Origin of the sequence: Bradyrhizobium sp. JR4.3 (assembly GCF_040547695.1) — a bacterium.
GTDB lineage: Bacteria > Pseudomonadota > Alphaproteobacteria > Rhizobiales > Xanthobacteraceae > Bradyrhizobium > Bradyrhizobium canariense.
Genome location: NZ_JBEPQF010000004.1, coordinates 377742 through 388036, shown reverse-complemented (window position 1 = coordinate 388036; position 10295 = coordinate 377742). Strand labels below are relative to the sequence as shown.

At 64.9% G+C, this 10295-nt stretch carries 9 protein-coding genes; 3 read left to right on the top strand and 6 right to left on the bottom strand.

The window, feature by feature from the left end:
• The first annotated feature begins 286 nt into the window (after window positions 1-286).
• From ABIB91_RS10435 to ABIB91_RS10425, 3 genes are read left to right on the top strand one after another with little or no spacing between them, the layout of a single operon-like run.
• The gene (locus tag ABIB91_RS10435; protein ID WP_354160521.1) at window positions 287-1501 is read left to right on the top strand and encodes an ABC transporter substrate-binding protein; all 1215 of its coding nucleotides are present in this window, start codon (window positions 287-289) and stop codon (window positions 1499-1501) included.
• 7 nt (window positions 1502-1508) lie between these two features.
• Window positions 1509-3242 (top strand): FAD-dependent oxidoreductase, encoded by a 1734-nt coding sequence (locus ABIB91_RS10430; RefSeq protein ID WP_354160519.1) that lies wholly within the window; start codon window positions 1509-1511, stop codon window positions 3240-3242.
• Between the two features lie 17 nt (window positions 3243-3259).
• On the top strand, window positions 3260-4054 hold the full coding sequence (locus tag ABIB91_RS10425; RefSeq protein WP_354160517.1) for an IclR family transcriptional regulator: 795 nt from the start codon (window positions 3260-3262) through the stop codon (window positions 4052-4054).
• 148 nt (window positions 4055-4202) lie between these two features.
• On the opposite strand, the gene ABIB91_RS10420 is transcribed toward ABIB91_RS10425, so the two are convergent.
• The 6 genes from ABIB91_RS10420 to ABIB91_RS10395 all read right to left on the bottom strand — a co-directional run bounded on the left by ABIB91_RS10420 (window position 4203) and on the right by ABIB91_RS10395 (window position 10181).
• On the bottom strand, window positions 4203-4985 hold the full coding sequence (locus ABIB91_RS10420; RefSeq protein WP_007595793.1) for an SDR family NAD(P)-dependent oxidoreductase: 783 nt from the start codon (window positions 4983-4985) through the stop codon (window positions 4203-4205).
• A 57-nt stretch (window positions 4986-5042) separates the two neighbouring features.
• Entirely contained in the window at window positions 5043-5633 is a 591-nt protein-coding gene (locus ABIB91_RS10415) for a thiamine pyrophosphate-dependent enzyme (protein WP_354160515.1), read from the bottom strand.
• Window positions 5633-6172 (bottom strand): thiamine pyrophosphate-binding protein, encoded by a 540-nt coding sequence (locus tag ABIB91_RS10410; protein ID WP_354160513.1) that lies wholly within the window; start codon window positions 6170-6172, stop codon window positions 5633-5635. Before ABIB91_RS10410 ends, ABIB91_RS10415 begins: the two co-directional genes overlap by 1 nt.
• A 325-nt stretch (window positions 6173-6497) precedes the next feature.
• Complete coding sequence (locus tag ABIB91_RS10405) at window positions 6498-7241, bottom strand: aspartate/glutamate racemase family protein (RefSeq protein ID WP_354160511.1); 744 nt, start codon at window positions 7239-7241, stop codon at window positions 6498-6500.
• A 9-nt stretch (window positions 7242-7250) separates the two neighbouring features.
• Window positions 7251-8516, bottom strand: coding sequence for an NAD(P)/FAD-dependent oxidoreductase (locus ABIB91_RS10400; RefSeq protein WP_354127250.1), 1266 nt, complete (start codon window positions 8514-8516; stop codon window positions 7251-7253).
• A 3-nt stretch (window positions 8517-8519) separates the two neighbouring features.
• On the bottom strand, window positions 8520-10181 hold the full coding sequence (locus ABIB91_RS10395; RefSeq protein WP_354160509.1) for a thiamine pyrophosphate-binding protein: 1662 nt from the start codon (window positions 10179-10181) through the stop codon (window positions 8520-8522).
• Window positions 10182-10295 lie beyond the last annotated feature (114 nt).

The window sequence follows — 10295 nt, the reverse complement described above, 5'->3', positions numbered from 1 at the left end:
TTGTACTCGTCCGAATAAGAACGTCGCTGCCGTTTCGTCATCTGACACCTCTTGCTGTCTAAGCTATAGGTGTCCACCGATTTAGGGGAGGCTCAAACCTGGATTGCTTCGCTTCGCTCGCAATGACGTTGTTGAAACAGTCGCGTGCGCCGCTCCGCAACCTCTTCGCGGCCTTCACGGAACCTGCATCCCTTTATTCGCCATTGACAAACTTATTCAACATTATCTAACTTGCTCTCACAATAACCAGCCGCGCCAAGCGGCCCATAAACGAGAGGGAACGACGATGAGAGGGCTTTTGGCCTGCGCTATGCTCGGGGCCATGACTTCGGCTGCCATAACTACCGTTGCGAACGCGCAAATCTCCGACGACGCTGTGCGGATCGGCGTGCTGACGGATCTGTCGAGCTGGGGCCGCGACAACAGCGGGCCAGGCTCCGTGGAGGCCGCGAAAATGGCGGTGGAGGAGTTCGGGCCCACCGTGCTCGGCAAGCCGATCGAGATCATCAGCGCCGACCATCAGATGAAGACCGACGTCGGCGTGCAGATCGCGCGCGGCTGGTTCGACAACGGCAAGGTCGATGCCGTCGTCGACATTCCCAATTCCGGCATCGCGATCGCCGTCCACAACATGGTGCGCGAGCGCAACAAGATCGCGCTGCTGTCAGGCCCCGGCGCGAGTTCGTTGACCGACGAGCTTTGCAGCCCGAACACCGTGCACTTCACCTATGATACCTACGCGCTGTCGAAGGTGACGGCCTCCGCCGTGATCAAGGAAGGCGGCAAATCCTGGTACTTCATCACCGCCGACTACGCCTTCGGCCAGCAGCTCGAGAAGGACGCCACGCGCTTCATCAACGAGATGGGCGGCAAGGTCTTGGGCGGCGTGAAGCACCCGACCAACACCGCCGATTTCTCCTCTTTCGCGCTGCAGGCGCAGAGCTCGAAAGCCGAGGTCGTCGCGTTCGCGAATGCCGGCCAGGACACCGACAATGCCATCAAACAATCCGGCGAGTTCGGCCTGGTCCAGGGTGGTCAGAAGCTGGTCGGCCTCCTGATGTTCGACACCGACGTGCATGCGGTCGGCCTCAAGGCCGCGCAGGGCACCTACATGACCACGGCGTCGTACTGGAACATGGACGAGGCGACCCGCGCTTGGTCGCGGAAATTCTACGAGCGCACCAAGGTGATGCCGACCATGATCCAGACCGGCGTTTACGGCTCGGTGCTGCATTATCTCAAGGCCATCAAGGCCGCCGGCACCGATGATCCCGCCAAGGCGATGGCCAAGATGCGCGAGCTGCCAATCGAGGATACATTTGTTCATGGCGGACGCTTGCGCGAGGACGGCCGCGTCATTCGCGACATGTATCTCGCCAAGGTGAAAACACCCGAGCAGTCCAAGGAGCCGTGGGATTACCTCGAGATCATCAAGACGGTGAAGGGCGAGGACGCCTTCCGCCCGGTCTCCGAGTCCAAATGTCCGCTGCTCAAGAAGTGAGGCCTGCATGACCGGCAACGAGCGCAACGCAATTGAGAGTTACGAGTGCGATGTGCTCGTGGCTGGATCGGGCTGCTCCGGCATGTCGGCCGCGATCACCGCGCGCTATCGCGGCCTCGACGTCCTGATCGTCGAAAAGGAGCCGCGCTTCGGCGGCACCACCGCTCGCTCCGGCGGCTGGTTGTGGATTCCCGGGACGTCGCTGGCAAAGGCCTATGGCATCGAGGAGACGCCTGAGCAGGCCCGCACCTATCTGCGGCACGAAGCCGGCAACAATTATGACGCCGCCCGCGTCGATGCATTCCTGAGCGCCGGGCCCGAGGCGGTCGATTTTTTCACCAGCAAGACCGCGCTCCGTTTCGACATGCCGCTGGTGTTCCCGGACTACCACGCCGAGGCGCCCGGCGGCGCCCAGGGCGGTCGTTCGATGGTGGCACGCCCGTTCGACGGCCGCGAGCTCGGCGACCAGATCAAGACCCTCGGCATGCCCCTGCCCGAGCTGACCGTATTCGGAATGATGCTTGGATCCGGCAAGGACATCGTCCACTTCATGCGCGCGACGAAGTCGCTGAATTCGGCGGTCTATGTCGCAAAGCGCCTGTCGCGGCATCTGATGGACGTGCTGCGCTATGGCCGCGGCATGACGCTGACCAATGGCAACGCATTGGCCGGGCGCCTCGCGAAATCCGCACAGGATTTGAAGATTCCGATGTGGCTGTCCGCGCCGGTACGCGAGCTGACGGTCGAGAACGGCACTGTCACCGGCGCCATCGTCGCCCGCGAGGGACGCGACGTCCGCATTCGTGCCAGACAAGGCGTCGTGCTCGCCTGCGGCGGTTTCCCGCATGATGTCGAACGGCGCAAAAAGCTGTTCCCGCACGCGCCGACTGGGAACGAGCATTTTTCGCCGGGACCGACCGGCAATACCGGCGACGGCCTGCGCCTTGCGGAAAGCGCCGGCGGACAGGTCGAGGACCGGCTGCCGAACGCGGCAGCCTGGGTCCCGGTCTCGGTCACCAAGCGCAAGGACGGCTCACACGGCGTGATGCCGCATTTCATCGACCGCGCCAAACCCGGCGTGATCGCGGTGATGCGTGACGGCAGGCGCTTTGCCAACGAGGGGAATTCCTATCACGACTTCGTCCAGGCCATGGTGAAGGCTGCGAAGCCCGGCGAGGAGATCGCGGCCTATCTCGTCTGCGATCACCAGACCCTGCGCAAATATGGCCTCGGCTGCGTGCCGCCATTCCCGATGCCGCTAGGTCATCACCTCAAGACCGGCTATCTCATGCGCGGCGAGACGCTGGAGGCGCTCGCGGCAAAGGCGGGCATCGACAGCATGGCGTTCGTCGAGACCGTCAAGCAGTTCAATGCGACCGCACCACAGGGGCATGATGCGGCCTTCGGCAAGGGCTCAAAGGCCTATAACCGCTACCAGGGCGATGCGCTGCACGGCCCGAACCCGTGCGTCGCGCCCATCGAGAACGGTCCGTTCTACGCCATCAAGATGGTGGTCGGCGATCTCGGCACCTATGCCGGCATTGTCACCGACGAGAACGCGCGGGCGCTGGATGCAGAAGGACGGGTCATTCCGGGGCTCTATGCCGCCGGCAACGACATGGCCAGCATCATGGGCGGCAATTATCCCGGTGCCGGCATCACGCTTGGGCCGGCGCTGACCTTCGGCTACATTGCCGGCCGTCATCTCGCCGACAGCGCCGCCAAGCGCAACGCGGCGTAAGCCACGCCAGGAGGCGCATGAAGAGAGAAAGCCGCGGCATCCAGTCGATCGAGGTCGGCGGCGAATTGCTCCGCGCGCTCGCCCGCAGCGGCGGGCCGATGATGCTGCGCGATCTCGCGCGCGAGGCCGGCATGACGCCGGCCAAGGCGCATCCCTATCTCGCCAGCTTCTCCCGCATCGGCCTGATCGAGCAGGACGAGACCACCGGCCGCTACGAGATCGGCGCGCTGGCGCTGGAGCTCGGCCTGATCAGCCTGCGCCGCCTCTCCGGCGTGCGTATCGCCGGACCAAAGATCGCGGCGCTTGCGAGCCAGATTGGGCACGCGGTCTCGCTGGCGGTCTGGGGCACGCATGGCCCGACCGTGGTGCAGCTCGAAGAACCCGGCCAGCCCGTGCACATCGTGATGCGGGCCGGCTCGGTGATGGCACTGCTGGAGACCGCGACCGGCCGCGCCTTTGCCGCCTTCCTGCCGGAGAAGACCATCGACGCCGCACTCGCAAGCGGTCTCGATCGTCACGGTGTCGGCTATAATCCGAAGCGGCCGATCAAGGGCGTGAAGCTCGCCGACATGCTCACCGAAGTGCGCAAGCACGGCCTCGCCCGCGCGCTCGGCGACCCCCTGCCCGGCGTCAATGCGTTCGCCGCGCCGGTGTTCGACCATTCCGGCCATGTCGCACTGGTGATCACCGCGATGGGGCCGGAAGGCACGTTCGATGCCCGCTGGGACAGCGCGATCGCCCACGCGCTACGCGACTGCGCCGGCGGGATCTCGAAGCGGCTCGGTTACGGGATGACGGTTGCGGCGGAGTGAGGTTGCCTGCAACCACCGCTGTCATGCCCCGCGAAGGCGGGGCATCCAGTACGCCGCGGCCCATCGGCCCTGTCGCTGCTATCTCGGAGTACTGGATCGCCCGGTCAAGCCGGGCGATGACAGCGAGTGTGGGACAACCTTCCGAGTCCTACTTCTCCTTCACCGGCACCGTGTAGTTCAGGATCAACCGCCCGCCATCCGGATAGATCGTCTGCCCCGTGATATAGGACGCATCGTCGCTCGCCAGGAACGCGACGACGGAGGCAACCTCGCTCGGCTCGCCGCCACGGCCGGCCGGCGTGCGTGACATCACGGTTTTGCGGGCATCCTCCGAGGTGTAGATGGACGACGCCACCATGTCGGTCAGGATCGTGCCCGGCCCGACCGCGACGACGCGAATGTTGTGCGGCGCGAGCGCGACGGCGGCCACTGATGTGAGCTGCTTCATGCCGCCCTTGGACATGGCGTAGGTCGCAAGTGCCGGGATTGCCAGCAGTGCATTGACCGACGACATGTTGATGATGACCCCGCCGCCGCTACCTTGCGCAATCATCTGCTTGGCCGCCGCCTGCACGCCGAAGAAGGCGCCCTTCAGGTTGATGCCGATGATCTCGTCGAATTCTTCTTCGGATATCTCCAGGAGGTCCCGGTTGCGGGCGACGCCGGCATTGTTGACCATGATGTCGAGCCGGCCGAACTCTCTTGCAGCCGTTGCGACCAGCTGGTCGACATCGACACGCTTGGCGACATTGCCGACGACAGTGCGCAAGGCATCCGGCCGCGCGAGTTCGGCGGCCGTCGCGGCCAAACCCTCGGCATCGACGTCCGAAATGACGACCTTGACGCCGTCATCCAGAAATCGCTTTGCGCAAGCCTTGCCGATACCGCGCGCCGCGCCGGTGATGGCGGCGACCTTGCCGGATAATTTCATGGTCTCACTCCAGGATAGCTGCTTCACAGCAGACTGTCGCCGGGTGAGAAACCCGGCTCAGGCCGCCGCGAAGCCGAGATGAGCACGGAACCGGTTCTTGATAAAGACAGCATCGCGCGAGGGCAGCGAGCGCGGTGGATTTTCCGCCAGAACCTTGATGACAAACAGCCGCGGGCCATCGGCCGGCTCGGCGATTTGGGTTGCGAGGCGCTGCACCTCCTCGATCGTCCGCACGGTTCCGGCAGCGGCAAAGCCGCAAGCCACGGCGATTGCGGTGAGATCGACGCCGCGCCCGGTGTGGCTGGCCTGCATCCCGGTCTCGCCAAAATGCTGGTTGTCGATCACGACGATGTCGAGATTGCGCGGGCGCGCGACTCCGATGGTGGCGATGCCGCCGAGGCCCATCAATTGCTCGCCATCCCCGGTCAAGGCGAGGACGCGTTTTCCCGGCTGGGCTTGCGCGAGTCCAAGCCCGATCAGCGCGGCGCCGCCCATGGCGCCCCAGAGATAGAAATTGCCGTCGTGGTCGCCGACCGAATGAAGGTCATAGGTCGGCGAGCCGAGGCCGGAGACGACCAGAGTGTCGTTGCGATTCTTCAGGAGCGCGGCGACGGCGGCGCGGCGGTCGAGTTGGGCTTGCATTGGCATCACCACATCTTCTTGCCGATCAGGCGCTGCCCGATCAGCACCGCGACCTGCTGATCGGAATCGTAGGCGAGCGCTGCGGCCGATTCGACCGTCTCGACCAGATCCTCCGCCGTCTCCGCCCGCATCACCTTCAAACCAATCGCTTCCAGCGAGGGCTGCGTCGCCCGGCTCATCGGCACCTGCCAGGGATTGAACTCGGCCCATTCGCCGCGCATCGTCACCAGCATCAGCAGTGGAAATCGTCCGATCGCCGACAGCGACAGCATGTTGATGCAATTGCCGACCCCGCTCGACTGCATCAAGAGCACGCTGCGCTGGCCGCCGAGCCAGGCGCCGGCGGCGATGGCGACGCCCTCCTCTTCCGTCGTCAGCACGTTGGTGGTGACGTCGCGATCGGCCGAGAACAGGCTGATGAGCTGGCTGTGGCCGGCATCGGGGACGTATGACATCTGCCGCACGTCGGCGGCTTTCAGGATGCGGTAGAGCTCGGACGGCCAATTGTCTGCGCGCGTGTCGGGATTGGATTGAAGGCTGTGCACCGCATGTCTCCGTGGATTTCGAGCGGCACTCTAGCGATGTTCAGGCGCGAAAGCTCTGACCGTCTGGCGCGATCAGGTATCGAGGGATTGTATAGCTGCCTCTTCCGCTGCCGGTGGGACAGCGCACGATGCGCATGGCTGCGCCCTCTCCCCTTGCGGGAGAGGGCATCACCGCTGACAGATACAAACTCATTTGGATGAGGGGTATCTCTCCGTGCACTCATCCGCATCTATATGCGCGGAGAGATACCCCTCATCCGGCGCTTCGCGCCACCTTCTCCCACAAGGGTAGAAGGAAGAGGAGCCATAGGCAACTTCTCGACCTCTAGCCAAACTGGCGCGGCCGCAGTCCTGCATGAAACCAGGTGATCATGGAATAGATATCGTAGACGGGCAATCCGACCTCGGCCTGAAGCGCCGCCGCATAAGGCGGCATGTTGGTGCATTCCAGCACGATCGCGCCGACATCCGGGTTGCTGGCGACCAGCTCCTTGCCGGCCTCGACCACGTCACGTTCGGCCTGCGCGATATCCATGTCGTCCTTCTCGGCCTTGATCAGGACGCGGAAGAATTCCTTGCCGTGCTCGGTGCCGACCAGCGGCGTATCGAGCGGCACGCCGGCGCCTTCGAGATGAGCCGGCGTCAAGGATGAACCTGAGACCGTAACGAGGCCGACGCGCTTGCCCGGCGGCAAGGTCGCCTGCACCCACGGCACCTGCATCAGTGACGAGGTCGCGACGGGAACGCCGACCGCGGCTGCGATCTCCTTCTGGAACAGCGAGAGGAAGCCGCAATTGGTGGTGATGGCTTCCGCCCCGAGCCGCACCAGATCCTTCGCCGCATCGATGAAATCAGGCAGCAGACCGGCCGCACCGTTCAGCACCACTTTCTCGGGCGAGGCACCGCTCACCACGCGATAGAGCACGGGGAAAGGCCAGGTGGTGCCGTTGCCCATGTCGCCGGGAATGCGGGGAAAGCGCGCCTCCAACATCAGGATGCCGAGCGGTGCTCCATAGATGGCCTTGCCGCCGCGGGCGATACGAGAAGGCAAGTTGGCAGGATGGGTCATGGTACGATCTCAGAGAAAACGATCGGGCGAAAACGGTGCCAGCGGAATTTCCGGCGGCTTGCCGCTCAGAAGCTGGGCGACGAGACGACCGGTGCGGGCCGAGCCGACCAGGCCGATATGGCCGTGGCCGAAGGCATAGACGATATCGCGCGAGGCCCGCGCGTAACCGATGCAGGGACGTCCGTCTGGCATGCTCGGCCGATGACCGAACCAGGTCTTGATGCGGGAGGCCGGAATGTCCTTGGGCAGTTTTGGGAACATGCTGACGAGATGGTTGCGCAGAATCTCGGCACGTTTCCAGTTCGGCGCGGCCTCGAGGCCTGCGATCTCGACCGTGCCGGCGGCGCGCAAACCCTTGTCGGTCCAGTTCACCACCATCTTCGCATCCGAGGCCATCATCGAGCTGCGCGGGCCCGTTTCCGGATTCTCGATCATCACGTGATAGCCGCGCTCGGTCTCCAGCGGCAGCGGATCGCCGATGGACGCCGTGAGCCGCTTCGAATGCGCACCGGCGGCAATCACCGCGGCATCACATGCAATCTCGCCGGCCTCGGACAGGACAGCCACGAGCTTGTTGCCGGATAGTTTCAGCCCAATTGCCTTGGCCCGCACGAGCTCGGCGCCGCTTGCCAGCGCATGTTGCGCGAGGGCCGCGACATAGGCACCGGGGTCGCGGCAGCGACCGGCTTCCTCCACCACCACGCCAAAAGTGTAGCGCGGATGCAGATCGGGCTCGCGCTGACGCATCTCGTCGGCCGAAAGCTCCAGCCATTCGACACCGACGCGCTTGCGCACGCGCCAGCCGAGATCATTGTCGAAATTGCCGCGTGACGGGAAGACATGCATCACGCCGTTACGCTCGATCAATTCAGGGACGCCCGCCTCCTCCGCGAGCTTCCTGTGCAATAGCGGCGCGTCCTTCAGGAGGTCGCGCAGCGCAAATGCCGTCTTCTCGACCCGCGCCTCGGTCCAGCCCGAGAGCAGATATTTGATCAACCAGGGCAGCGCCTTCGGCAGATAAGACCAGCGGATCGCGAGCGGTCCGAGCGGATCCATCAGATAACCCGGCACCTTCTTCCAAACACCGGGCTCGGCCGGCGGGATCACCGAATGCGAGGAGAGCCAGCCGGCATTGCCGTAGCTCGCCGCCTGTTCGCCACCGGGCTCGCCCGGATCGATCAGCGTGACGCGATGTCCCTCGCGCAGCGCCTCGATCGCGCTGATCACGCCGACCGCGCCGGCACCGATGATGGCGACGTGACGGCCTTGCGGCATCGGCTATGCCTTCACCGCAGGGGCAAAGTCCTTGCCGACCGACATCGCACGCGGATCGATGATGCAGTGGAGGATCGACGGCTTGCCCGAGGCGAGCGCACGCTCGAACGCCGGCGCGAACTCTTCGGTGCGCTCGACGCGCTCGCCATGGCCGCCGAATGCTTTTGCGTACATCGCAAAATCCGGGTTCTTGAGCTGGGTGCCGACCACGCGTCCGGGATAGTCGCGCTCCTGGTGCATGCGGATGGTGCCGTATTGCGCATTGTCGACGACGATGACGACGAGGGCTGCGTCGTACTGCACGGCGGTCGCGAACTCCTGTCCGTTCATCAGGAAACAGCCGTCGCCGGCGAAGGCTATGACGGTACGGTCCGGATATTGTCGCTTGGCGAGCACCGCGGCCGGCACGCCATAGCCCATCGAGCCCGACGTCGGCGCGAGCTGCGAGGCAAAGCTGTGGAAGCGGTGATGGCGATGAATCCAGCCGGCATAATTGCCCGCACCGTTGCAGACGATCGCGTCCTCAGGCAGGCGATCGCGCAGCCAGGTCATGACCTGGCCATACTGGAACGTGCCGGGCAGCTCGCGCGCCTTGTCGGTCCAGGCGAGATAATCGGCATGCGCCTTGGCGGCCTCGCCCTTCCAGGCAACGGCGCCTGCCGGCTTCAGCGTCTCGACCGCGGCCGCGAACGCAGCGGGCGTGGCCTGGATCGCGAGCTCAGGCTGATAGATGCGGCCGAGCTCTTCGGAGCCGGGATGAACGTGGATCAGCTTCTGCCGCGGGGTCGGAATGTCGAGCAGCGTGTAGGATGAGGACGGCATCTCCGACATGCGGCCGCCGATGAGAAGAATGACATCGGCGCCGTCGATCCGCGCCTTCAGGCCCGGGCTCGGGCCGATGCCGAGGTCGCCGGCATAATGCGAGTGATCGGCGTCGATCAGCGACGCGCGGCGGAACGAGGTCGCGACCGGCAGGTCGAACCGCTCGGCAAAGCGCGCGATGCTCCTGGTCGCCTCATCGGTCCAGCGCGAGCCGCCGAGAATGACGAGCGGTGCTTTGGCGCTCGCAAGCATGGCGCCGACACGCTCGATATCGGTGGGCGCCGGCCAGCTCATCGCCGGCTCGATCCGCATTGCGTCCGCAACGGCTGCGGTCTCGGTCAGCATGTTCTCGGGCAGCGAGATCACCACGGGACCGGGACGGCCCTGCATGGCGACGCGGAAGGCGCGCGCGACCAGCTCCGGAATGCGGTCGGGACGATCGATCTCGACCGCCCATTTCGCCATGGTGCCGAACACCGCCTTGTAGTCGAGCTCCTGGAACGCCTCGCGCTCGCGCATGCCGGTGTCGACCTGACCGACGAACAGGATCATCGGCGTGGAATCCTGCATCGCGATGTGCACGCCGTGGCTGGCATTGGTGGCGCCGGGGCCGCGGGTGACGAAGCAGATACCGGGACGGCCGGTGAGCTTGCCATAGGCCTCCGCCATCATCGCGGCACCGCCCTCGGCGCGGCAGATCATGACGTCGATCGGGCTGTCGTGCAGCGCATCGAGCGCCGCAAGGTAGCTCTCGCCCGGCACGCAGGTGACGCGCTCGACGCCTTGCGCGACCAGCTGATCGATCAGGATCTGGCCCCCGGTGCGGGTGTTGCGAATGGTCATGACGGCTCCCTCAAGGCTTTGGCGATGCGTTTCGCAGCTTCGCGAAACTTTGTTCGGAGCTGGCGTAGGACAGGCCGAGAGGGCGCGCAAGATCGAAAGGCTTCTCGCACCCTG

Excerpts from the sequence above, each read along its gene's own strand:
- ABIB91_RS10435 (WP_354160521.1), top strand. The coding sequence starts at position 287 with ATGAGAGGGCTTTTGGCCTGCGCTATGCTCGGGGCCATGACTTCGGCT.
- ABIB91_RS10430 (WP_354160519.1), top strand. The coding sequence starts at position 1,509 with ATGACCGGCAACGAGCGCAACGCAATTGAGAGTTACGAGTGCGATGTG.
- ABIB91_RS10425 (WP_354160517.1), top strand. The coding sequence starts at position 3,260 with ATGAAGAGAGAAAGCCGCGGCATCCAGTCGATCGAGGTCGGCGGCGAA.
- ABIB91_RS10420 (WP_007595793.1), bottom strand. The coding sequence starts at position 4,985 with ATGAAATTATCCGGCAAGGTCGCCGCCATCACCGGCGCGGCGCGCGGT.
- ABIB91_RS10415 (WP_354160515.1), bottom strand. The coding sequence starts at position 5,633 with ATGCCAATGCAAGCCCAACTCGACCGCCGCGCCGCCGTCGCCGCGCTC.
- ABIB91_RS10405 (WP_354160511.1), bottom strand. The coding sequence starts at position 7,241 with ATGACCCATCCTGCCAACTTGCCTTCTCGTATCGCCCGCGGCGGCAAG.
- ABIB91_RS10400 (WP_354127250.1), bottom strand. The coding sequence starts at position 8,516 with ATGCCGCAAGGCCGTCACGTCGCCATCATCGGTGCCGGCGCGGTCGGC.
- ABIB91_RS10395 (WP_354160509.1), bottom strand. The coding sequence starts at position 10,181 with ATGACCATTCGCAACACCCGCACCGGGGGCCAGATCCTGATCGATCAG.